This window comes from Rhodococcus sp. NPDC019050 (assembly GCF_055664235.1).
The window spans coordinates 92,301-116,156 of the sequence record NZ_JBVOON010000008.1 but is presented as its reverse complement, the minus strand read 5'-3'; the positions used below and the strand labels follow the sequence as shown (position 1 = coordinate 116,156).

The 23,856-nt window shown below is 67.8% G+C and carries 18 protein-coding genes and 2 pseudogenes; 5 read left to right on the top strand and 15 right to left on the bottom strand.

The window, feature by feature from the left end; all coding sequences use genetic code 11:
- From AC0B44_RS11270 to AC0B44_RS11245, 6 genes are all read right to left on the bottom strand, one after another.
- The gene (locus tag AC0B44_RS11270) at positions 1 to 906 is read right to left on the bottom strand and encodes a decaprenyl-phosphate phosphoribosyltransferase (RefSeq protein ID WP_471902963.1); all 906 of its coding nucleotides are present in this window, start codon (positions 904 to 906) and stop codon (positions 1 to 3) included.
- Positions 903 to 1,400 (bottom strand): phosphatase PAP2 family protein, encoded by a 498-nt coding sequence (locus AC0B44_RS11265; protein ID WP_471903011.1) that lies wholly within the window; start codon positions 1,398 to 1,400, stop codon positions 903 to 905. Before AC0B44_RS11265 ends, AC0B44_RS11270 begins: the two co-directional genes overlap by 4 nt.
- Positions 1,401 to 1,455: 55 nt before the next feature.
- Positions 1,456 to 3,345: a glycosyltransferase gene (locus AC0B44_RS11260; RefSeq protein ID WP_471902962.1), complete on the bottom strand. Its 1,890-nt coding sequence runs from the start codon at positions 3,343 to 3,345 to the stop codon at positions 1,456 to 1,458.
- On the bottom strand, positions 3,342 to 4,565 hold the full coding sequence (glf, locus tag AC0B44_RS11255) for a UDP-galactopyranose mutase (protein WP_471902961.1): 1,224 nt from the start codon (positions 4,563 to 4,565) through the stop codon (positions 3,342 to 3,344). The genes AC0B44_RS11260 and glf overlap by 4 nt, the downstream gene beginning before the upstream one ends.
- A 73-nt stretch (positions 4,566 to 4,638) precedes the next feature.
- The gene (locus tag AC0B44_RS11250; protein ID WP_471902960.1) at positions 4,639 to 5,394 is read right to left on the bottom strand and encodes a MerR family transcriptional regulator; all 756 of its coding nucleotides are present in this window, start codon (positions 5,392 to 5,394) and stop codon (positions 4,639 to 4,641) included.
- A 134-nt stretch (positions 5,395 to 5,528) separates the two neighbouring features.
- Positions 5,529 to 7,091: a SpoIID/LytB domain-containing protein gene (locus AC0B44_RS11245; RefSeq protein ID WP_471902959.1), complete on the bottom strand. Its 1,563-nt coding sequence runs from the start codon at positions 7,089 to 7,091 to the stop codon at positions 5,529 to 5,531.
- 292 nt (positions 7,092 to 7,383) lie between these two features.
- Here AC0B44_RS11245 and AC0B44_RS11240 point away from each other — a divergent pair, with 292 nt between their 5' ends.
- Positions 7,384 to 9,420 carry an N-acetylmuramoyl-L-alanine amidase gene (locus AC0B44_RS11240; RefSeq protein WP_471902958.1) on the top strand — a complete coding sequence of 679 codons (2,037 nt, stop codon included), beginning with the start codon at positions 7,384 to 7,386 and terminating at the stop codon, positions 9,418 to 9,420.
- A gap of 27 nt (positions 9,421 to 9,447) precedes the next feature.
- Here the strand turns inward: AC0B44_RS11240 and AC0B44_RS11235 are convergent, their stop codons facing one another.
- Together AC0B44_RS11235 and AC0B44_RS11230 are read right to left on the bottom strand one after the other, a co-directional pair.
- Complete coding sequence (locus tag AC0B44_RS11235; RefSeq protein ID WP_471902957.1) at positions 9,448 to 10,269, bottom strand: HAD family hydrolase; 822 nt, start codon at positions 10,267 to 10,269, stop codon at positions 9,448 to 9,450.
- 4 nt (positions 10,270 to 10,273) lie between these two features.
- Entirely contained in the window at positions 10,274 to 11,068 is a 795-nt protein-coding gene (locus tag AC0B44_RS11230; protein ID WP_471902956.1) for a lysophospholipid acyltransferase family protein, read from the bottom strand.
- A 125-nt stretch (positions 11,069 to 11,193) separates the two neighbouring features.
- Here AC0B44_RS11230 and AC0B44_RS11225 point away from each other — a divergent pair, with 125 nt between their 5' ends.
- Positions 11,194 to 12,777, top strand: coding sequence for a Rieske 2Fe-2S domain-containing protein (locus AC0B44_RS11225; protein ID WP_471902955.1), 1,584 nt, complete (start codon positions 11,194 to 11,196; stop codon positions 12,775 to 12,777).
- Positions 12,778 to 12,796: 19 nt separating this feature from the next.
- On the opposite strand, the gene AC0B44_RS11220 is transcribed toward AC0B44_RS11225, so the two are convergent.
- Both AC0B44_RS11220 and AC0B44_RS11215 read right to left on the bottom strand, forming a co-directional pair.
- On the bottom strand, positions 12,797 to 13,789 hold the full coding sequence (locus AC0B44_RS11220; RefSeq protein WP_471902954.1) for a hypothetical protein: 993 nt from the start codon (positions 13,787 to 13,789) through the stop codon (positions 12,797 to 12,799).
- A gap of 24 nt (positions 13,790 to 13,813) precedes the next feature.
- A complete protein-coding gene (locus tag AC0B44_RS11215; protein WP_471903010.1) occupies positions 13,814 to 15,010 on the bottom strand; it encodes an MFS transporter in 1,197 nt (398 codons plus the stop codon).
- Between the two features lie 241 nt (positions 15,011 to 15,251).
- Here AC0B44_RS11215 and AC0B44_RS11210 point away from each other — a divergent pair, with 241 nt between their 5' ends.
- Positions 15,252 to 15,671 (top strand): PaaI family thioesterase, encoded by a 420-nt coding sequence (locus AC0B44_RS11210; protein ID WP_471903009.1) that lies wholly within the window; start codon positions 15,252 to 15,254, stop codon positions 15,669 to 15,671.
- A gap of 25 nt (positions 15,672 to 15,696) precedes the next feature.
- Here AC0B44_RS11210 and AC0B44_RS11205 read toward each other — a convergent pair whose 3' ends face one another.
- From AC0B44_RS11205 to AC0B44_RS11195, 3 genes and pseudogenes are all read right to left on the bottom strand, one after another.
- A complete protein-coding gene (locus tag AC0B44_RS11205; RefSeq protein ID WP_471902953.1) occupies positions 15,697 to 17,070 on the bottom strand; it encodes a glutamate-1-semialdehyde 2,1-aminomutase in 1,374 nt (457 codons plus the stop codon).
- Between the two features lie 766 nt (positions 17,071 to 17,836).
- Positions 17,837 to 18,388 (bottom strand): annotated as a pseudogene (locus AC0B44_RS11200) (GNAT family N-acetyltransferase); the annotation flags it as partial.
- Positions 18,389 to 18,390: 2 nt separating this feature from the next.
- The gene (locus tag AC0B44_RS11195; protein ID WP_471902952.1) at positions 18,391 to 19,641 is read right to left on the bottom strand and encodes an oligosaccharide flippase family protein; all 1,251 of its coding nucleotides are present in this window, start codon (positions 19,639 to 19,641) and stop codon (positions 18,391 to 18,393) included.
- Between the two features lie 20 nt (positions 19,642 to 19,661).
- Between AC0B44_RS11195 and AC0B44_RS11190 the strand changes: the two are divergent.
- Positions 19,662 to 20,051: pseudogene (locus AC0B44_RS11190) on the top strand (WecB/TagA/CpsF family glycosyltransferase); the annotation flags it as partial.
- The gene (gene wecC, locus AC0B44_RS11185; protein ID WP_471902951.1) at positions 20,044 to 21,300 is read left to right on the top strand and encodes a UDP-N-acetyl-D-mannosamine dehydrogenase; all 1,257 of its coding nucleotides are present in this window, start codon (positions 20,044 to 20,046) and stop codon (positions 21,298 to 21,300) included. The pseudogene AC0B44_RS11190 and the gene wecC, both read left to right, overlap by 8 nt.
- Positions 21,301 to 21,343: 43 nt before the next feature.
- Here wecC and wecB read toward each other — a convergent pair whose 3' ends face one another.
- Complete coding sequence (wecB, locus tag AC0B44_RS11180; protein WP_471902950.1) at positions 21,344 to 22,501, bottom strand: non-hydrolyzing UDP-N-acetylglucosamine 2-epimerase; 1,158 nt, start codon at positions 22,499 to 22,501, stop codon at positions 21,344 to 21,346.
- A gap of 90 nt (positions 22,502 to 22,591) precedes the next feature.
- Positions 22,592 to 23,851, bottom strand: a complete 1,260-nt coding sequence (gene serS / locus AC0B44_RS11175) for a serine--tRNA ligase (protein WP_471902949.1) — start codon at positions 23,849 to 23,851, stop codon at positions 22,592 to 22,594.
- Positions 23,852 to 23,856: the final 5 nt, after the last annotated feature.

Here is a 23,856-nt window from a genome sequence, read left to right as displayed (position 1 = left end):
TCAGAAGAGGTAGACAGCACCGCCGACCACCAGGATCCAGGCAACCGCGAGGAACTGCAGCACTCGGTCCTTCAGGGCGATCTCTTCCGGTTCGCCGGCTTCGCCGCCGTCCACGTCCACCGCGTAGCGGAGGATGGCGACGACGAACGGCACCATCGAGATGGCGTACCAGTTCGAGTCGGCGCGGTTGTCCTGCTCGAAGGCCCACAGGCCGTAGCAGATCACGACGGCGGTAGCGGCCACCGTCCACACGAAGCGCAGGTAGGTCTCGGTGTAGTACTCGAGCGACTTGCGGATCTTGGCGCCGGTGCGGGTCGCGAGGCGAAGCTCGGCGTACCGCTTACCGGCCGCCATGAACAGCGACCCGAACGCCATGATCAGCAGGAACCACTGCGACAGCGGGATCTCCGCGGCGACACCGCCCGCGATCGCCCGGATCAGGAAGCCCGACGAGACGATGCAGATGTCGAGAACGGCCTGGTGCTTGAGCCCGAAGCAGTACGCGAGCTGGATGCCGATGTAGACGGCCATGACCACCGCGAGCTGCCAGTTCGCGAGGAACGACAGCAGGATCGAGGCGACCAGAAGGCCCACCGCGATCATGTATGCGAGGCGTACCGGCAGGATGCCGGCGGCGATCGGCCGGAACCGCTTCGTGGGGTGCGCACGGTCGGCCTCGACGTCGAGCGCGTCGTTGACCAGGTAGATGCCGGACGCTGCCATGCAGAACACGACGAACGCGAGCGCGACCGGCAACAGCACGTCGAGCTGGGTGACCGATCCCGCAGCCATCGGTGCCGCGAGCACCAGGACGTTCTTCACCCACTGTCGCGGGCGCATCGCCTTGACGATCGCCGCGGGCAGGGTCTTCGGGGCCTCCTTGACGGCGGCCGGTTCCTCGCTCATCCTTCTCCAAACTTCTTCTCTGCCCGCACCACGACGGCGGCGGATGCCGCACCCAGTGCCGCGCCGGCCAGGACGTCCGTCGGATAGTGCACGCCGAGAACGAGGCGCGACAGCAGCATGGGCGGCACGAGCACCGCGGGAAAGGGTAGCCCGGTGACTCGGGCGAGCAGCACGGCAGCCGCGGTCGTGGACGTCGCGTGCGAGGAGGGGAAACTCAGCCTGCTCGGCGTCGACACGTTGACCTGCACCGACGGGTCGGACGGCCGGCGACGGCGCACCACCCGCTTGATGACGATCGAGGCTGCGTGCGCACCGACGGCACCGACCGCGACGCTCGCCCACTGGCGGCGGCGCTTGCGGTCGACCACGGCTCCGATGCCGCCGACGGCGACCCAGCCGAGCGCGTGCTCACCGAAGTGCGACAGTCCGCGCGCAGCGGAGATCGCCCCCGGGGTGCTGCCGACGGCAGCCTGCACGGTCTGCAGGATTCGGATCTCGGGGTCGGTGCTCTTCCAACGGCCGCGAGCTGACTCGGGCGAACTCGTCTCGCTACTTACCGGCGCCGAAGACACGCTCCCACTCCTCCTTGCTGGTCAGGGCGGGAACCGCGTCCCGGTACCGCTGCTTCATTTCGGGGAACCGGCGCGCAAGTTCACGTCGCAGGCGAAGCGCCTCGCTCAGCAGGGCCTGGGCCTGTGCTCGGTCGCGCTTACGGTAGACGACGCCCCGGCCATCCGCGGTGGTGACGGTCACACCGTCGACCTTGGACAGCAGGAACCAGCGCGCATCGATGGTCGGCACGTTGAGCTGCGGGCGATTGTGGTGCTCGGCGTTCTCCGGACGGAGATTGTGGAGCACGCCCTTCGCCAGGCGCTTGACCTTCGCGGCGGCACCCTCGGGCAGACCGACCGCGCCGACCTCCGCGCCCGACGCCATCGGCAGTTCGGTCGACGACGGCAGCACCACCGCGTCGGAGAAGTTCTTCCGCAGCGCGTGCACCTCGCCGAGGGCTCGGGGCAGCAGGTCGAACAGGTGCTCCGGCCCGGACAGGAAGTCCTCGATGGCCTTGTTCTGGATCGCGACCGTGGAGTACTCGAGGCACACGAGATGCTTGACGGTGGCCTTGACGGTGTCGAGGACCAGGGCCTTGGCGTCGCCGTCCATGTGCATCGCGGCGACGACAAGCCGGTTGCGCAGATGGAAGTACGCCTGCCAGTCGATGGCGTCGTCCTTGTCGCTCCAGGCCATGTGCCAGATCGCGGCACCGGGCATGGTGACGGTCGGGTAGCCGGCGGCGCGGGCGCGCAGGCCGTACTCCGCGTCGTCCCACTTGATGAACAGCGGCAGCGGCTGCCCGATGTCCTCCGCGACGACCCGCGGGATCATGCACATCCACCAGCCGTTGAAATCGACGTCGATGCGGCGGTGCAGGAGCTTCGAGTTCTCGCGGTCGTGCAGCGGCTTGGTCGCGAAATCGTGGTCGTACTCGACGTTCGGCGCGGCACTCCACATGAAGTTCGCCCGGTTGATGACCTCGCCCATCGTGTGCAGATGGCTGCGTTCCTGCAGGTTGAGCATCTGCCCGCCGACCAGCATCGGCTTCTTCGCGAAACGCGAGAGAGCCAGCGCACGCAGAATCGAGTCCGGTTCGATCTCGATGTCGTCGTCCATGAACAGGATGAACGGCGAATCGGTGGTCTTCAGCGCCTCGTACATGATGCGGCTGTAGCCGCCGGAACCACCGAGGTTGCCCTGGTCGTGGATGACGAGCCGGTCGCCGAACGGGGCGGCCGCCTCGGCGAAGTCCGCCTCGTCGCGCACCTTGCGGGTGCCCTGGTCCGGGATGATCACGGCGTCGACGACATCCATGACCAGCGGATCGGACGCGAGCGCCCGCAGTGCCTTCACGCAGTCGGCTGGGCGGTTGAACGTCGGGATGCCCACGGCGACCGACGCGCGGCCCTCCGCCTCGACCGGCGAGTACCAGCCCGCGGAGTGCAGCGTGACGTCGGTGCCTGTGGTGATGTCGAACCAGATCCAGCCGCCGTCCTCGAACGGACCGAGGTCGGTCTCGAGTTCGACGAGGACCTTCTCGTCGGAGAACTCACTGCCGGTGACGTGGATGCGACTCGCGTCGGCCTTGCTGCGGTACACATCGACGCGTCCGTGGCCGGTGAGTTCGAGGCGCAGGACCACCGACGTCAGCGTGCTCCAGCGCCGCCAGTAGCTCGCCGGGAACGCGTTGAAGTAGGTGCACAGCGACACCTCCGACTCCGCACCGATCGCCAGTGCGGTGCGGGTGGTCGCGTGGGCGCGACGCGCATTGGTCGGCGATTCCTCCAGGTAGAGGGTGCGCACGTCGAGCGGTTCGCCCGGCCGGGGCAGGATGATCCGCTGCAGAAGCGTTTTACCGAGCAGGCCCGGTTCGCTCGCGCTCACGACGCGTCACCGGCGATCGGGGCACCCGACTCGAAGTGCGGGGCGAGAACGTTGTCGAACATCGACAAGGCGCTGGCGATCGCCATGTGCATGTCGAGGTACTGGTAGGTGCCCAGCCGGCCACCGAACAGCACGTTGTTCTCGGCGGCTTCCTTCTTGGCGAGTTCGCGGTAGGCGGTGAGCTTCGCGCGATCCTCCGCGGTGTTGATCGGGTAGTACGGCTCGTCGTCGTCACCCGCGAACCGCGAGAACTCGCGCATGATGACCGTCTTGTCGGCCGGGTACGTGTCGCGTTCGGGGTGGAAGTGCCGGAACTCGTGGATGCGCGTGTAGGGCACGTCGGCGTCGTTGTAGTTCATCACCGGGGTGCCCTGGAAGTCACCGCAGTCGCGCAGTACCTCGGTCTCGAAGTCGAGGGTGCGCCAGCCGAGCTTGCCCTCGGTGTCGTCGAAGTACCGGTCGAGCGGGCCGGTGTAGACCACGGGTGCGTCGGGGCTCGCGGCGCGGATCTCGTCGCGGACGTCGAACCAGTCGGTGTCGAGCCGGACCTCGATGCGGTCGTCCTTCGCCATGTTCTCGAGCCACGCGGTGTAGCCGTCGACCGGCAGACCCTCGTAGGTGTCGTTGAAGTAGCGGTTGTCGAACGTGTACCGGACCGGGAGCCGGGTGATGTTGCCCGCCGGCAGTTCCTTCGGGTCGGTCTGCCACTGCTTGGCGGTGTAGTCGCGCACGAACGCCTCGTACAGGGGCCGGCCGATCAGGGAGATCGCCTTCTCCTCGAGGTTCTTCGCGTCGGCCGAGTCGATCTCCGCGGCCTGCTCCTTGATGAGCGCCCGCGCCTCCTCCGGCGAGAAGTAGCGGCCGAAGAACTGGGAGACGAGTCCGAGACCCATCGGGAACTGGTAGGCCTGGCCCTTGTGCATCGCGTACACGCGGTGCTGGTAGCCCGTGAAGTCGGTGAACTGGTTGACGTAGTCCCACACGCGCTTGTTCGACGTGTGGAAGAGGTGGGCACCGTACTTGTGGATTTCGATGCCCGTCTCGGGCTCGGGTTCCGAGTACGCATTGCCGCCGAGATGGTAGCGGCGCTCGACGACGAGGACTCGTTTGCCGAGCTGCGTGGCGGCCCGCTCGGCGATCGTCAGTCCGAAGAATCCGGAGCCGACGACGATCAGGTCGTACTCACCGGTGGAGGGCTGGGGCGCTGATGCAGCAGTCACGGAGAACCAGGGTAAGCGACCGGCCCGCGAACGTGCCGGTTCGGTCCGTCACCGGACCGACCGGACGCTCCGTTCACACGTATCGGTGCAGCGTGTCGCGGACGAACGCGGCACCTTCGGGGCCGCCGTAGTTCGCGGCGAACCGTTCGTCGGCCACATACATATCGGCGAGACCGAGCACGTACTCGCGGCTGATGCCCTCCGGCGTGCCGTATCCCGGAGTGCCGGGCACCGAGGACAGCCACTCGACATGACGGCGGGCGAGTTCCCGCGCTTCCGGGCTTGCCGGGTCGACTCCTGCCTCGGCCGCTGCGGTCCAGTCGGCGGACAGTTCCGCGGCACGGGTCTTCCAGTCGCCGCGCTCGCCCTCACCCATTCCGCGCCACCAGCGGTCACTGTCGTCGTACGCGTCCTTGCCCCATCGGTCGATCACCTCGTCGCGGTACTGCGTGTGATCGAAACCGTCGAACACCTCGTCTGCCATGAGTTCTTCTCCTTTTTCCGTCTTCGCGAGGGTGCTGCGCACCGCTTCGATGCGCCGCTCGAGTTGCCGCCGCTCGTGTTCGAGCAGATCCAGGTGGGTCCGAAGCGCTGCCGTCGTGTCGTCGTGCCCGTCCAGGACTTCCCGGATGGCCGGAAGTCCCAGACCGAGGTCACGCAGCAGGAGGATGCGCTGCAACCGGACGAGTGCGTCGGCGTCGTAGAACCGCATCCCGTTGCTGCCGGTGCGGCACGGCGTGAGCACTCCTACGTCGTCGTAGTGCCGCAGCGTGCGACTGGTGACGCCGGCGCTTCGCGCCAGTTCCTGGATCGACCATTCGCGTGGCATCGTCCACCTCCTTCGGCTTTCTCCAGCGTGCATCTTGACGTTGCGTCAATGTCAACCGTCCGTCGAACGAAGAATCGACACGAAGAAGGGGACGGACCTCGGCAGGTCCGTCCCCTTCTCGAATTCGCGTACGGCTACTCGGTGCTACCCGTGCTCGGCAGCCAGTCCTTCAGGAAACTCGCGTCGATCACCTGCGCGCCGAGTTCCGGTGTCCAGACGACCGCACCCCCGGTGAAGATCCGGAACTTGCCCAGTTCGTCGGGCAGCATCAACTCCGGACCGACGGGAGTGCCGAGGACGCCCTCCACGCCGCCGAGTTCGAAGAACTTCGCTTCGATGGGCGACGCGCCGTTCCCGCTGCCGAACGGATCGATCGCCACTTCGGGTCCCGGTTCGGCGGCCGGGGTGGTCGGCGGGGCGGGCAGATCCGCACCTTCGGCGATCGTGAACCAATCCGAACGCAGACCCAGCTTGGCGCGGGCCTCGGCACCGGTCGTCTCGATGGTGCGGTCGCTACCGACCACGCGAACGCGGGTCACCCGCCCACCGTCTGCGCCGAGGTTGTTGCGGGCGAGCACCTCGAACGCCTGGAGTTCACCCACACCGAACGCGGAGCCGATCTCACCCGCGGTGAGGGTCTTCGCCCACGCCCGGTTGGGTGCGACCTTGTCGCCGGCATCCTCGACGGGCGGGAACGTGCCACCGGCGCTGTAACCGCCGGTCGACGCGGAGAACTCGCTACGGACGACCGCGCCGTCCTTCATCAGCACCGTGCCGCGCGTGGTGCGGACGCCGTCGTCGGTGCGGGGGTCTTCGGCGGCCGACCCGGTGTACACCTGGCAATCGGTGGTGTCGCAGGTCTGCCAGAGTTCGTTCCGCTTCTCTGCGAGGGCGTAGGAGCGTGCCGCGATCGCCTGCGCGCGGAGCGCCTCCGCGCCGCCGCTGTCGGCCCAGCCGGGAAGCGCCTCCGCGGGGACGACGCTCCGCAGGTAGTCCTCGACGTGCAGGCGGTTCACCGTGCGCGCCGCCGCTCCGTCGAGCACCACGCCGAGGGCTCCGCGGTACGGGGTGTCGCTCCCGCACAACTTGAGGTGTTCGCCGGCGGGACGGTCTTCACCGAGGTCGACCGGATCGGCCCACGGAACGTCGGTCGAGCTCTGCCACAGCACTTCTCCGCTGCACCCCGCCGTGACGACGACGTTCGCACCGCCCCCCGGAATGGGAGTGAGGTGAGCAGCCTCGCCGGGCGCCAGTTGCTGCCCCGCGACACGCAGACCGGTGTCGGAGTACACGTCGAGCGAGCGGTCGTCCTGCCCGGTGATGCGCACCGCGATCATCGAGTCGTCGATCGTGCCGAGCGTCGTTCCGCCGTAGTAGTGGGCGATGATGCGTTCGGCCGTCCAGCCTTCCTGGGCGTATCCGTAGGCCCCCCACTGGCCCATGCCGCGACCGTGGCCGTGACCGAATCCCGAGAACGTGTACGGAGTGTCGGCCGAGACCGCCTCCACCACCCCGGGCGAATCGGTGCGGTTCTGCTGCACAACGGCACCGACTGCCGTGCCGACGACCAGGGCCGGAGCGAGCCCGACCACCGCGAGACGTGCCACGGAGGGCCGCCATCCGTTGCGCAGAGGCCGCCCGATGACGATGCGCCTCCGGCGAAACTTTCCTCTGCGACCGATGGATTGTGGTGCCATGGCGTTCCGCTCCCTCGTTTTCGCGCTTCGGACGACGCCCAACTCGTAGATCGCCGCTGATCGGACATTTCAGACCGATCCTCAAGCTCAGGTTGAGGCTTAAGGTTGCCTGGGTCTAGTGTGACAAGAGTGACGATCCAAAGCAACACATGTCACAACAGCCACAAGCACATCACCAGTTGCACCGATTCGCGGCCATTTCGCTCTCTGAAAGCGGTCCGCGATAGAGGATTCCGACCTACGGGATGCCGTCCGAAGTCCGCAGATCTACACGAACAGGGAGTTGCAAACAGTGCCGCATCGCCGCCCTAAGCCGTCGATCGTCCTGGGTGCCGTCGCCGCCCTGGCCGTCGCCACGCCCTTTGCCGTGTCCGGACTCGCCACGGGACCGACGGAGATTCGCGCCACCAGCGACTCCGTCGAATCCGTCAGTCCCAACATCGCGGAAGTCGTGCTCGCGTCCGTCCCCGACCTGATCATCCCGCTCGAGGAACTGACCGGGCTCAACCTGCCCGACGTCGGGCTCGCGGAGATCATCGACGGGCTTCCACAGATCACCACCGCTCCCGATCCCGACGGCGGTCCCATCGCTCGTGTCGGCGCCACGGTCAAGGAACTCACCCGTGAGACGCCGTTCAGCCTCGTCGCACTGGCCGCCGACGACATCGCCGCCACCGACGCGCTGATCCGGGCGCAGAACAACGACGGTTCGTGGGGACCGTGGTCGGCGACCGAACCGCTCGAGTCGAGCCGCAACGACACCGCCGGCGACGCGCGTCGTGGCACCGAACCGATCTTCGTGGGGGCCACCCGCGCGGTGCAGGTCCTGCTCACCCCGCGCCCCGGTCCCGAACCCGCCCTCGCCGGTGCGGAAGCACCGCCGGCCGAGGCACCCGTGCCGCCGGCACCCGAAGCACCTGCGCCCGAAGCACCCGCGCCCGTGGGCGAGGCACCGGTGCCGGTCGCCGAGAATACCGGGACCGCACCGGAACTCGGCTACGTGCCTGCTTCCTCGTCGAAGCCGTTGCGCAGCCAGGATCCCGTCGCCGCAGCCATCGAGAGCGTCAGCGCAGTGCTGATCGACCCGGGCACCGGCGAGGCCGACGGCCGGCTCGACGACATCGCCGCACCGCTCGGCACCTCGGGACTGAAGGTCGTCAGCAGGTCGCAGTGGGGTGCCGACGAATCGCTGCGCTGCCAGAGCACGACGTACGACGACTCCCTCGGCGGTGCCACTGTGCACCACACCGCGGGGAGCAACAACTACTCGAAGGCGGAGTCTGCGGGGATCGTCCGGGCCATCTACGCGTACCACGCGCAGACACTCGGCTGGTGCGACATCGGATACAACGTGCTCGTCGACAAGTACGGGCAGGTCTTCGAAGGTCGTGCGGGCGGTCTCGACCGCAACGTGCAGGGCGCCCACGCCGGCGGTTTCAACGAGAACACCGTGGGCATCGCGATGATGGGCGACTACTCCACGGCAGCACCGCCGGACGTCACCGTGCAGAACGTGGGCAACTACCTCGGGTGGCGCCTCGCCGCGGCCGGTCTCGATCCGAAGGGCCGCACCACGATGTACTCAGAGGGCACGTCGTTCACGCCGTACCCGCGTGGCGCAGCCGTGGATCTGCCGATCATCTTCGCGCACCGCGACGTCGGCAACACCACCTGTCCCGGCGACGGCGGTTATGCCCAGATGAACAAGATTCGCGACATCGCCGCAGCCGCCGCCAAGGGCAGCCCGTCCGCACCGGCACCTATCGTCGTGAACAATCCTCCGGTCGACGCGGCCCCCGGCACCGGCGCGCTGCCGGCCGGTTCCACCGAGGGAACGGTCGAGAACGTGCAGGCGCTGGTCGCCGAGCTGACGCGGCTCGCGGAGAACAATCCGCTCGCCCGCAAGTGGGTCGCGGAGGGCGGCGAGGCCGGTCGCCTCGGCACGGCCGTGTCGTCGATCGCGCCCGCGAAGAACGGATTCGAGCACGCCCGGTTCGTCAACGGCGCCATCTACTCCTCCCCCAACGGTGGGGTGTGGACGGTGCTCGGCGAGATCTACAAGGCGTGGCAGGAAAGCGGACTCGACACTGGTGAGCTGGGGTTGCCCACCAGTGACGAGTACCGGGTGCCGGACGGGTGGCGTTCGGACTTCGAGTTCGGTTCGCTGATCTTCAACGAGGCCACCGGGGTCGTCACCAAGGTGCTGCGCGCCTACAACGACGCCTACGAGCAGTCGATGCAGGGTCAGCCGGCCGACATCGCAGTGCCCGCACCCGAGGGTGCGGCGCCCGCGCCGGAACCGGCACCCGAACCGGTGCCCGTGGGCTGAGTCCCGCGGTCTACCGGTAGCAACGAATCACTGCCACCAGCGTTCGAGGATCCGAGCAACACCGTCCTCGTCGTTGGTGGCAGTGATTTCGTCTGCCACCGACTTGGCATCCGGATGCGCGTTCTCCATCGCGACACCGTGGCGGACCATCGACAGCATCGGAATGTCGTTGGGCATGTCTCCGAAGGCCACGATGCGGTCGTCGGGCACCTCGAGATGACGGGCGAGTTCACGCAGTCCCGACGCCTTCGTCACGCCGGCGGCGGAGATCTCGATCAGACCGTTCGTCGTCGAATAGGTGACGTCGACGAGCCCGTGGAGCTTGGGCGCAATCGCCTCGGCCATCTCGCGACTGCTCGCGTCGGCGAGCCGGATGAGCAGCTTGACGGCGGGCTCGGCGATCACCTCGTGCTCGGCGAGTTCGGTGTTGTCGGGGTTGAGCCAGGCATGTTCGTAACCCGGGGCACTGACGAATTGTGGCGTCGCGGCGTCGTGGGCGCTCTCCCCCACACGCTCGGCGGCGAGGCCGCAACCCGGGAGCACCGCGGCGGCCACCTCGGCGACCCAGGCGAGTTCGTCGGACCGGAGCACCGCAGCACTGAGCACACGATCGGTCGCACTGTCGTAGAGCACGGCGCCGTTCGCACACACGGCCAGCGGTGCGAACCCGAGTTGATCGACGACGGGTGCGATCCACCGCGGCGGACGCCCCGTCGCCAGCACGAAGGGCGTTCCGGAATCGACGACGGCCTGCACCGCGGCCCGCGTGCGACCGGATACCTGCTCGGACTTGTCGATCAGGGTCCCGTCGACATCGGTGGCGACAAGGCTGGGGCGCGGTGAACTCACTCCGTCATTGTGCCGAAACGCCGCGGTCGTCGCTGCCCGGCCCGTCGCGCCCGATCCGCTCGCGTTCCTTGCGGGCCCGGCGTTCGGCCGCGACACGCTCGTCCTCGGCGGTTGCTTCTTCGAGTGTGGGCGCCGATCCACCGAGGCGACGCGGCACCCAGTAGGCGCCGGGCTCGTGGTGATAGGAGTCCTGCACCTCGTGGAGCATCCGCTCCATCGTCGCGTGCAACTCGTCGGTCATGGCGGACGCGGGCAGATAGGGCTGGATCGGGGCGCCGACCTTGATCGTGATGGGTGTATTGGTGCGGCCCAGCCGCTTGGGATGGCCCTTGGTCCACACCCGCTGCGATCCCCACAGGATCATCGGGATGATGGGCACACCTGCCTCTTCGGCCATCCGCGCCGCGCCGGTCTTGAACTTCTTCAATTCGAAGCTGCGGCTGATGGTCTCTTCGGGGAACACGCCCACCAGTTCTCCCGCACGCAGCGCTTCGACTGCGAGGCGGTAGGAGTCGCCGGCGTCACCGCGATCGACCGGGATGTGCTTCATCGCGCGCATCATCGGCCCGGAGATCTTGTTGTCGAAGACCTCTTTCTTCGCCATGAAGCGCACGTAGCGCTTGGCAGGGCGGGCCGGCAGACCCGCGTACGTGAAGTCCATGTAGCCGGTGTGGTTGATCGCGATGACCGCACCTCCGGTCGCGGGGATGTGCTCCTCCCCGGTGACGGAGAATTTCAGTCCCTGGGCTGCGAACAGGGTGCGTGCGACGCCGATGATCGTCCGGTAGAAGGGTTCCACGTCGGCCAGCGTAGCCGGGCGGCCGATGCGATGCCGCGCCCGTGGCCCGGGCGGGCTGCCGCGCGTCTCCATCGCCTCTCCACTTACCCTGGAGGTACATAGGTCAGCACGTCAGGAGGCAACGAGTGCAGATCACCAGCGTGGGCCACGCCGGGTTCCACATCCGGACCGAGGCGGGCTCCATTCTCTGCGATCCGTGGGTCAATCCCGCTTACTTCGCGTCGTGGGTGCCGTTTCCCGACAACACGAGCCTCGACTGGGACGCCCTCGGCGACGTCGACTACCTCTACGTCTCGCATCTCCACAAGGATCACTTCGATCCCGGGACGCTGAGCGAGCACGTCCGCAAGGACGCCACCGTGCTGCTGCCCGATTACCCGGTGCCGGATCTGCGCCGCGAACTCGAGGCGCTCGGTTTCACGAAGTTCTACGAGACCACCGATTCGGTCAAGCACCGGATCAGCAACGAGGGCATCCGGGATGCGCCCGACGCTCCCCTCGCACCGGGCGAACTCGACATCATGATCATTGCGATGCGAGCGCCCGCGGACGGTCCCATCGGCGACTCCGGACTCGTCGTCTCGGACGGCGAGACCACCGTGTTCAACATGAACGACGCGCGGCCGATCGACATGGACCCGATGCACGACGCGTTCGGTCACATCGACATCCATCTGCTGCAGTACTCGGGCGCCATCTGGTATCCGATGGTCTACGACATCCCGAAGAAGACGAAGGCCAACTTCGGCAAGCAGAAGCGCCAGCGCGGCATGGACCGGTGCCGCAGCTACATCGAGCAGGTCGGCGCGACCTGGATCGTCCCGTCCGCCGGTCCGCCCGTCTTCCTCGACGACGAATTGCGTTACCTCAACGACGACCACGGCGACGAGGGCAACATCTTCCCCGACCAGAAGGTGTTCCTCGAGCAGTTGCGCATCAACGGCCGCGACGGTGGCCTGCTGATGATCCCGGGCTCGGTCGTCGACCTCGCCGGGAGCGAGAAGATGACGCTGGAACACCCGATCCCCGAGGACGACGTCGAGGCGATCTTCACGAACAAGGCCGCCTACATCGAGGAGATGGCACAGCGGTTCGCGCCGGTCATCGCCGCTGAGAAGGCCACGTGGGCACCCGCCGAAGGCGAGCCGCTGTTGCCGGCGCTCAAGGCCAAGTTCGAGCCGATCATGGCGCAGTCCGATCTCATCTGCGACGGGATCGGTTACCCGGTCGGCCTCGTGATGGGCGACGAGACCGTGGTGCTCGACTTCCCCAAGCGCATCGTGCGCGAGCCTGTCGAGGGAGAAGGCAAGTACCGCTACGGTTTCCGCATCGCGCCGGAGATCGTCCGCACGGTGCTGCGCGACGACGAGCCGGACTGGGTCAACACGATCTTCCTCTCGACACGCTTCACCACGTGGCGCGTCGGCGGGTACAACGAGTTCCTCTACACGTTCTTCAAGTGCCTGACCGACGAGCGGATCGCGTACGCGGACGGCTGGTTCGCCGAGGCGCACGACGACACCGCGTCGATCGAACTGGGCGGTTACGAGATCCAGCGCCGGTGCCCGCACCTCAAGGCGGATCTGACGAAGTTCGGTGTGGTGGACGGCACCACGCTCACCTGCAACCTCCACGGCTGGCAGTGGGATCTCGAGTCGGGGCGATGCAAGACGTCCAAGGGCCACGAACTGCGCAGCACCAAGATCTGACGGGCACCGCCCCGTCCGATCAGCGCACCGCCGCCCGTCGCGCTGCCGGCCGTACTCCGGCCGGCAGCAGCGCCGCGGCCGCGAGCGCGATGGCGCCCGCTCCGATCAGGGCGTAGGGCCACCAGCGCTTCTCGGCGACGCTGCTCTGTGCTCCTGCAACGGCTTGCTCGGAACCGGACGTCGACGCGCCCCCTGCCGGGAGCGCTCCCGTGGCATCGCGCACGTTGTCCGAGATCCCCCGCACGACGTTGCTCACCGGTTCGACACCGCCGACGAGCTGGCCGGTGCCGTCGACGAGCTGACGTCCGCCGTCGTCGAGCTGCGTCAGGCCGTCGCGCAACTGCCGGGAGCCTTCGGCTGCCTGGGACATACCGGCGACGAATTGTGCTTCGGGGTCGGTCAATTCGTACGACAGCTGGCGGGCACCGTCACGGAGCTGCCCGAGCTGGTCGAGAGTGTCGGGTCCCAGGCCCTGGCTGTTCAGCGTGTCGACGAGGGAGCGCAGTTCGCCGGCGGTACCCGCCGAGACCGGGTCGCCGCTCAACGCGAGGGTGTCGGCGACGACGGAGAGCCGCGCGGTCACCGATCCCTGCATCTCCCCGAAACCGGTGAGCCGGGTCACCACTTCGTCGACGCCCGTCGAGATCTGCGTGGCACCGTCCCCGAGTTGCCCGACTCCTCCTTCGAGCTGTCCGAGCCCGTCCGCGAGTTGCTGTCCGCCCTCCCGTGCCTGCGTGAGCCCGTCCGCGAGTTGTTGTGCGCCCGCGTCGAGTTGGCGACTTCCGTCCGTGAGTTGCCCCACTCCGCCGTTGAGCAGTGCGAGCGGGAGGCTGGCCTGCTGGAGGGTGCTGCGGGCATCGGCGACCGCAGCGGCATCCGGCGTATCGGTGCTGTCGGAGGTCTCGGCGACGACTGTGACCTGCGGGTCGTCGGTGTAGGCGAAGACGGAGCCACTGCCGATCAGGACGGTGCCGGCGGCAAGCAGGGAAACTGGGAGAAAACGGGCATACATGATCGGTAAATGTAGGTGGAGGAGTTAAGGGGTTCCTGAGGGGCCGTCCGTTGGTGGGTCGTCCACTGCGGAATCGTTCACTGGGGACTCGTCCACTGCGGCGGGAGGAAGAGCCCGGCCGGTCACCGCTCCCAGCACGACGAGAGGAAGCGTCGCCGCCGCGACGAGAACCGCAAACGGGAGCCACACCGCCCCGAGTGCGAACCCCGCGAATATCGCCACCGACAAGACCTCGCTAGTGAGACCCACGACCGACGAGACTGTCGCGCGCGCACGTCCCGACATCGTCTCCTGCAGTCGCGCCTCGGCCACGACCGCGGTGTGGTGCAACGCGCCGTAGCCGGCGCCGACGGCCACGAACCCGGCCACGCCGCCCACGAGCGCTCCCGCTGCGAGGACGAGGGCTCCGATCGTCACGAGCGCGCCCATGGTCCGGCCGCGCATCCGTGCGCCGAGGCCCGCCGTGGCGGAACCCACGACCTGTCCGACCACTGTGATCGCCACGAGCACCGGCACGAAGTCGGTGTCCGCGCCGTCCTCGCGGGCGAGCAGACCGAAGTACTCGTCGAACGCGAGGCACGCGAGCAGCACAGCCGCCAGGACGACCGCGCGACGCACCACGGCGTCGGTGCGGACTTCGGTGGTGCCGGCGCGCAGACTCGCGAGATAACGGGCGGCAAACGTGGTGCCCGGCCCTTCGACCTCGTCGGCGTCGACCGATTTCGGGGCTGCCGGAAAGGTGAACACCAGCAGGGTGCCGGCGACGGTGATCGCCACCGACACCCAGCCGACGAGCGCGTAACCACCGAGCGCGAACAGCGGAGCCGCCGACAGGGTCGCGACGAACACGCACACCATCTCACCGGCACCGGCATATCCCATCACCGCCGCGTAGCGGTGTTCGCCTCCGCGCGCGGCCAATTCGTCGTAGACGAGAGCTTCGAACGTGCCGGACTTCAACGACTCGCTGATGCCCCACAGCGCGAACCCGGCGGCGAACCCCCAGTACGTCGGCCACACGAGCCACATCGTGAACGCGGCGGTGAGCAGGACTCCGCTCCCGGCGAGGAGAGCTCGGCGCGACACCGTATCGGCCCAGGCACCGGACGGCACCTCCGAGACGAAGGTGACCACCGACCACAGGACGAACAGCGAGGAGATGCTGCCGGGGCTGAGCCCGTGGTCCTCGAAGAACAGGGCGTACAGGCCGTAGAACGGCATGAGGTCGCGTATCGAGGCGTACAGCACCGCACGGGCGGACACCGCCCGGCAGGACACGGAATCGTTCGGTTCGGATCAACGTCGTCGGCGCATGTTCCCAGGGTGCCACGGGGGTGCGGCGTGTGTCACTGCCCAATACGGCATCCGATACGGTCGGACGGTGACCGAGGACAACTCACCCGAGCGGACCCGCACCTACACCTGGGAAGATCCTGCGCCGACCTCCGCCGCGAACCGCGAGATGAACGGACTCGACTTCCTGCGCGGGATGATCGACGGTTCCGTCCCGCACCACCCGACGGCCCGAACTCTCGGCTTCACCGTCACGGATGCCCGCGAGGGGTTCGTCGAGGTGTGCATCGAACCTCGGGAATTCCACGCCAACGCCGTCGGCAGCGTCCACGGCGGCGTACTCGCGACGATGTTCGACACCGCGATGGGACTGAGCGTGTCGAGCACCCTCGAGGCCGGAGTCGGGTACACCACGCTCGACCTGCAGGTCCGGTACGTACGGCCGATCCAGCCCGGGCATTCCGCCGTCCGGGTCCACGGTTTCTGCGAGTACACCGGCCGCCGCACCGCCACCGCGCGTGGTGAGGCGCGCGACGCCGACGGGCGACTGCTCGCCACCGCGTCGTCGACCTGCCTGGTTCTGCGCTGAACCCCTCGGCTGCCGGGACCGCCGGTCAGAGTTCCAGTTGCCTCGGTTCGGCACGCCGCCGCAGCGCAGGCGCCACCGGACGTCCTCGCAACAATCCGTCGACGGTTCCCGCCTCGAGCGCACGGCGGTAGACACCGAGCGCACCCGCGACCGCCTCGGCGGTACGGGTGATGTCGTCGTCGGTGTGCGCTGCCGACACCACGAACGATTGCGCCAGCACGCCCCGGTCCAGCAGCTCCTGCAGGAACAAGGTGCGATACGGCTGGGAGGGCCGGCCTTCCCGGTCGCAGGTGGCGAACACCAGGCACGACGGCCTGCCGTGCACGCGGACGAACTCTCCCACTCCGTACTCTGCGGCAGCCGTGTTCACCGCGTCGGCGAGCATCCGGCCCGCCGCCTCCATCCGGCCGATCGGGTCGCCGGTGCGGTAGGCGCGCACCACCGCCCGGAACGCCGCCAGAGATGCCGTTTCCGGACCGTGCGTGGTGGACAGCAGGAAGACCCGGTCCGACGCGGTCCGGAGCCCGCCGAGTTCCATGTACTCGCGCTTTCCCGCCAGCGCCGAGATCGGGAACCCGTTGCCCATGGCCTTGCCCCAGCACGACAGGTCGGGGCGGACACCGTAGAGATTCTGCGCACCGTGCTCGGACCAGCGGAACCCGGTGATCATCTCGTCGAGGATCATCAGCGCGCCGTAGCGGTCGCACAGCGCGCGCACCCCTTCGAGGAAGCCGGGAGGAGGTTCCACGGTGGCGGTCGCGGCCTCGAGGACCACACCCGCGACGGGCCGTTCGGCCAGAACCTCCTCGAGCGACGCCAGGTCGCCGTATCGGAACCTTCCGGTGAGTTGCGCTGTGGCAGCAGGTATCCCCGCGTTCATCGCGGTGCCGCCGATGAACCAGTCGTCGACCGAGAAGAACGGGTGGTCGCACACCGCGATGTGGTCGCGTCCGGTGACCGCCCGGGCGAGGCGCACCGCCGCGGTCGTGGCATCCGACCCGTTCTTCGCGAACTTCACCATGTCCGCGCCGGGAACGAGTTCGAGGAAATCCTCGGCAGCGGAGAGTTCGAGTTCGGTGGGGCGGCTGAAGTTCGTTCCCCGCCGGATCGTATCGGCGACCGCCTCGACGACCGGTGGGTAACCGTGCCCGAGCGTGACCGCACGCAGTCCCATCCCGTACTCGACGTACTCGTTGCCGTCCACGTCCCACACGTGCGCACCGGCACCGTGCGTGAGGATCGGTGTCATGAACTCCGGATACTGGTCCGGTCCGCGTGCATAGGTGTGCGCGCCGCCGGGCACCACGTCGTGCAGGCGTCGCTGCATCCGCACCGAGCGCTCGAAGGTTCTGGCACCCGGTACCGATTCGACTTCCGGCGACGTCCTGCTCCCGGTCATCACACGACCCTTCCGTCGTACCGGTGCGGCACCGCACCGAGATGCCCTGTGTTTCTGCGGCCCCGGGAACCCACACCCGTCGTCCGAGTCGAGGTCCCCCGGTCTCCGTCCTGATCCCGGACATGCGCCCTTCGAATTCCAGACCGGCGGCGACGACGAACGACGCCGCGACCGAATCGTCGGGATCGATCTCCGTCTGGATCCTGCGCAGACCGAGATCGCGGAATCCGTGCAGCATCAGCGTCCTCGTCGCGGAGGCGAGGGCGGCGTGCGGTTCGTGCGTCTCCGATTCGACGCGGAGGGCGGCGTTGCCGCGCACGGCGTCGAGGCCTTCGAGAGCGACGTGGCCCACCGCGATGCCGTCGACGAGGACCCGGAATGCCAGTGCACGACCCGAGCGGAGGTCGGCCGGGGGGATGGCTCCGCCGCACCCTCGCCGCGCCAGAGAGCGACCACGCGAGGCCGACTGCCCGTTCCGGTGGTGCAGAGAGTCCCGCGGGGAGACCGGTGTCAGGGCGAATGTGCTGTCGTTGCCGAGACGTCCGACGCCGGACCCCGGCACACGGGCGGATGGACGCGAGCGCACCCGTCCCTTCACCGAACCGGCGAGGAAACGTGCGGTCGCGACGACCGCCGCGACCGAAGGCAGGCGGTCTTTCGCTGGCCGTGGCCGTCCCCGCGGTGCCGTGCCGGGCATCGACCAGGGGACCGCGAAGCCGCCGGGGGGCGCACTCGCCGCGGTCACGGCCCACAGGGCGTGGTCCTTGGGACTGCCACCCGCGTCGAAATACGCACGCATCGTCGCCTCGTGGGCGAGGCCGCACCGGCGCGCTGCCCGGGCTGCGGGTTCGTTGTCACTGCTGATCGGCGCGGTGATGCGGTGTAGGCCCAGCGCCCCGAAAGCGTGATCGAGGACCATCGCTCCGGCCAGGACACCGACATTCATGCCCGCGTAGGCGGAGTCGATCCAGATCCCCAATTCTGCCGAGCGCGCGTCGGGGTCCAGGTCTGTCAACGTGCACTGTCCCGAGAACAACCCGTCCACCTCGATGGCGAACCCGACACTGTGGGATGCCCGTCGCAGGTGCAGACACTCACGTACCCAAAGCTTTTCGGTGTGCCGCTGCTCCCACGGGACCGCGCTCGACGCCCAGAACGGTTCGATGTACTCCCGGTCGCGCAGGCGGATACTGCGCCACCGGCCGAAATCCGAGAACTGGAGAGGCCTCAACCGGACCACCGGCCCCGCCCGCGACACCGCAATCAGCGTCGGACAGCCGGGGCGGCGCTTCGGGCGAATTCCGCTGCGTGAAAACATGTTCACTCCTCGGGATCTCGGAACGGGACGGTGACGCTCGGCGACGGGACGGCGTCCGCGCGTCGCCGGGAGCGGACGATGCGCACGAGAAGGTCTGCCGCGTCGAACACCACGGGCCGCGCGAACACCGTCAGCAGGAGCACGTAGACAATTCCGAAGACCACCACGTCCACGACGAGACACGCCACGGCCACCAGGAGCGGACGCGAATCGGTGTGCATGACACCGGTTTCGAGAAACCAAAGTGCGAGCGTGGCCAGGGCGGCAGCGGGCAGCGGCGGAAGCACGGCCCCGCAGATCGCCCGAGCCGACACCGGGATCACGCGCATCGTCAACGCGAGGACGACGATCCCCACCAGAATCGAGGTGAGGGACACCGACAGTGCCGCGCCCACCAGACCGAAGGGGCCGACGAGTACCAACAGCAACCCGAGTCCCAGGCCTACTTCACTGACGGTGTACCAGTTGAGCAGACCGGTGCGGCCTCTCCCCTTGATGATCTCCTCGCTCACGCAGATGCACGCCCGGCCCAGGCTCAGGCCCGCCAACGCGACCACTGCGGGACCGACACCGCGCCACGGTTCACCGAGCACGACGACGACTGCGGGCGGACCGACGGCGATCATCAGGCCCGAGCACGCCGCGGCGAGAACGATCGCCCATTGCAATGCCCTCAGGTATGCGGGGACGAGCCTGTCGAGATGGCCGGCGATGCGCGAGAAGGCGGGAAACAGGGCGACCGAACCGACTTCGATGATCGCCATGGTGGGGATCCGCGCGATGCGCTGCCCGTACCGGAAGAGGCCCAGGTCGGTCGGGCTCAATCCGCGGCCCAGCACGACCGCTTCCGTCGCGTTCTGCACCCGCGATCCGATCATCCCGAATACGAGTGGTGCCCCGTAGCGGGCGAGCGTCCGCCACATCGCGATCGAGGCGCGTCCGGAACCCGGACGCCAACTCGAGATCAGCCACACCGAGACGACGGGCGCGACGTACGACGCGTAGGTGCCCATCACCATGCTCCACACACCCCAGCCCCGTGCGGCGAGTACCACCGCGACGACCGCGTAGGTCACGGCGACGAGCGGACCGACGAGGAGACGGCGGCGCACGCTGAACTCCCGTTGCAGCATCGCCTCGGGCACGTTGCTCAACGCGTGGAGCAGGAGGAGGCCAGATGTCGCCGCGGCGACGAGTCCCGCGGTTCTGCTGTCGAAGACCGAGGCGATGAGCGACGTCCAGGCGCAGCGCAAGGCACCACCACGGATACTTCGACATCCACGATTGCGCCCACATCGTCCGCGATATCCGTGAGTCGGGTGCGGACATGCTCTTCATCGGCATGCCCTCGCCTCACAAGGAGAACTTCCTCCGGTGCTGGGAAGCCGACCTCGGCGTTCCGCTGCGGCACGGAGTAGGTGGTTCGTTCGACGTGCTCGCCGGATTCACGAAACGCGCTCCCCGAGCGTGGCAGCGACTGGGCATGGAATGGGCCTACCGACTCCTCCAGGAACCCCGGCGCATGTGGCGTCGGTACCTGCATACGAACACCCGCTTCGTCGTTATGGCGCTCACGGAACTCGTGCGGCACACGCCGCCCTACGAACGCGCCCACGACGAAGAACCCCGGCATCTACCGATCGTGAGGGAACGCCATGGCTGAGTTGTTCACCGGAAGTGTCGCTGTCGTCGGACTCGGTTACATCGGCCTGCCCACCGCCGTGATGCTCGCGACCCGGGGTGTCGACGTGACGGGTGTCGACATCGATCCGCGCATCGTGCACGCGGTCTCGCAGGGCGAGGCTCCCTTCTCCGAACCCGACCTGGCAGCGGCGATGCGCGGTGCCGTCGCGTCGAACATGCTGCACACCAGCAGCACCGTGCCGCACGCCGACGCGTACATCATCGCGGTTCCCACGCCGTTCAACGCCGACCACACCGCAGACCTGTCGTACGTGCGGACGGCAGCCGAGCAGGTCGCGGAGCAGTTGCGCGGCGGCGAGATCGTGGTTCTCGAATCGACATCGCCGCCCGGCACCACCGAGCAGGTCAGCCGCTGGATCGCCGAGCGACGACCCGATCTGCACCTGCCACACGCCGACGAGGGATTGGCGGACGTGCATGTCGCGCACTGTCCCGAACGTGTGCTCCCCGGCCGGATCATGGTGGAAATGGTGACCAACGACCGAGTGGTCGGGGGAATCACCACCACCTGCGCCGAGCGCGCCGCGTCGATCTACCGGATCTTCTGTCAGGGAGAGATCTGCTTGACGGACGCCGCGAGCGCAGAGATGGCCAAGCTCGTCGAGAACGCCTACCGCGACGTCAACATCGCGTTCGCCAACGAATTGTCCTACGTGTCGGACGAACTCGAACTCGACGTGTGGGAGGTGATCCGGCTCGCGAACCGGCATCCCCGGGTGAACATCCTCAATCCCGGTCCCGGAGTGGGCGGTCACTGCATCGCGGTGGATCCGTGGTTCATCGTCGGTGCCGCACCGGAGGCGGCGAAGCTCATCCGGACTGCTCGCCAGGTCAACGATTCCAAGCCCAATTACGTTGCCCAGCAGGCGATCGACAAGTGTGCGCGGTTCCGCGATCCCACGATCGCCTGCCTGGGCCTGACGTTCAAGGCCAATGTGGACGACATCCGCGAGAGCCCGGCGCTGCAAGTCGTCGAGCTGATCGCGAAAGCGCTTCCGGACGTGGAGATCCTGCTCGTCGATCCGTTCGTGCCGGAAGTTCCCGACACCCTGCAGGGGTACGAGCGGGTCCGCATGTCACGGTGCCGGGAGGCGATCGCGGCCGCCGACATCGTCATCGAACTGGTCGATCACGATCAGTTCAAGTCGCTCTCGCGCAGTCTTCTCGCCGGCAAGGTCGTGTACGACACCAGGGGCCTGTGGCGCTGACATAGTGGCCGGGGTTCGTCACCTTCCGGCGAACCCGGCCTGCTCAGAAACTGCGAGCGACCGAGACCGGCACGAATTCGTCGGGGGGCGTGCCCTTTCCGAAGAAACTCTCGATCGCGTCGACGGATCGCGCTGCGGCACGTCCGTCACCGTAGGGATTGACCGCCCGGGCCATCTCGTCGTACGCGTCGGAATCGGTGAGCAGACGCGACACCGCGCGGACGATCCGGTGCTCGTCGGTACCGACGAGTTCCACGGTGCCCGCCGCGACGGCTTCGGGACGCTCGGTGGTCTCACGCATCACGACCACCGGCTTCCCGAGGCTGGGCGCTTCCTCCTGAACTCCTCCGCTGTCGGTGAGCACCACCCGGGCGCTGTCCATCGCACGTGCGAAGTCGCTGTAGCACAAGGGTTCTGTGACGACGACGTTCGGCAGGCCGGCCAACGGCGGGAGCAGCACTTCCCGGACCACCGGGTTGAGGTGTGCGGGAAGCAGGAACGTCGAGTGTGGGAATCGCCGCGCGAGGGTCGCGATCGCACGGGCGGAATTCGCCATGGGCTCACCCCACGATTCGCGACGATGCGCCGTGACGAGCACCAGGGGTTCTCCGAGTACCCGCGCGAGAGCCTCGTCGACGGGTGGGAGATCCTGCGAAATCACATGGTGCAGGGCGTCGATGACGGTGTTGCCGGTGACGACGACGCTCCCGCGGGATATGCCTTCGGCAAGGAGATTGGCACACGACGTCGGTGTCGGAGCCAGGTGCAGGGACGCGAGGTGCGACGTGAGCCGGCGGTTGATCTCCTCGGGGAACGGGTTCGTCGGGTCGCCCGTGCGCAGGTCGGCCTCGAGGTGCACGAGCGGCACCCGGCCGTAGAACGCGGCGAGGGCTGCCGCGAAACACGTGGTGGTGTCGCCCTGGACCAGGACGGCGGCGGGTTTCTCGTCCGCGAGGATGCGGGAGACCCCGCAGAGCACCCTCGACGTGACGTCCTCGAGGCGCTGGCGTGGTTCGAGGACGTCGAGGTCGTATCGGGGCCGGATCCCGAACAGGGCATTTACCTGGTCGAGCATCGCCCGGTGCTGTCCGGTGACGACCACGATCGGCTCGAGGGTCGCCGAGCGCTGCAACTGGGCGACCACCGGCGCCATCTTGATCGCCTCAGGACGAGTGCCGTACACGACCAACACTTTCTCCATTGGCCGATACTAAGCCGGTTTCGAAACTTCCGGCTTGTTTACGGGGATAAAACAAACTTCATCCCCGAAATGTGGAGGTGCGCTCCAAGCTCAGACGACGGGTTCGAGCACTTCCTTGCCGACGAACGGAACGAGCGCAGCGGGAACCTTGACCGACCCGTCGGCCTGCTGGTGGTTCTCGAGCAGCGCGACGAGCCACCGAGTGGTCGCGAGCGTCCCGTTGAGGGTCGCCGCGGTCTGGGGCTTGCCGTTCTCGTCGCGGTAACGGATGTTGAGGCGACGGGCCTGGAACGTCGTGCAGTTCGAGGTGGAGGTGAGCTCGCGGTAGCGCTCCTGGGTGGGAACCCACGCTTCGCAGTCGAACTTGCGTGCCGCCGACGAACCCAGGTCGCCACCGGCGATGTCGATGATCCGGTACGGCACTTCGATCGAGGCGAGCATCTCGCGCTCCCACGACAGCAGCCGCTGATGCTCGGCCACGGCGTCCTCGGGCTTGCAGTAGACGAACATCTCCACCTTGTCGAACTGGTGGACGCGGATGATGCCGCGGGTGTCTTTGCCGTAGCTGCCGGCCTCGCGGCGGAAGCACGAGGACCAGCCCGCGTACCGCTTCGGCCCCTTCTCCAGGTCGAGGATCTCGCCCGAGTGGTAGCCCGCCAGCGGCACCTCGGAGGTACCGACGAGGTACAGGTCGTCCTCTTCGAGGTGGTAGACCTCGTCGGCGTGCTGCCCGAGGAATCCGGTGCCCTGCATGACCTCGGGACGCACCAGCACCGGCGGGATCATCATGGTAAAGCCGTTCGCGGTGGCCTTCTGCGCGGCGAGTTGCAGCAGACCGAGCTGGAGCAGCGCACCGTAGCCGGTGAGGAAGTAGAACCGCGCGCCCGACACCTTGGCGCCGCGTTCCATGTCGATCAGCCCCAGCGACTCACCCAGCGCAAGGTGATCCTTGGGCTCGAAGTCGAAGGTGGGGAGATCGCCGACGGTTTCGACGGTGACGAAATCGTCCTCGCCACCGGCCGGTGCGCCCTCCACGACGTTGGAGATCGCGAGGTGTGCGCGCTCGAGCGTCTGTTCGGCCGCGTTCTGCTCGACTTCGAGTTCCTTGACCTTCGCGGCCAGTTCCTTCGCACCCTCGAGCAGCGCGGTCCGCTCCTCGGGAGAGGCCTGGCCGACCTTCTTGCCCAGCGCCTTCTGCTCGGCGCGGGCGTTGTCGCCGGCGAGCACCGCGGCGCGGCGGGCCGTATCGGCCTCGAGCAGGGTGTCGACGAGGCCGGGGTCTTCGCCGCGGGTGCGCTGCGATTCACGGACGACGTCGGGATTCTCGCGGAGGAACTTGAGGTCGATCACGGGGT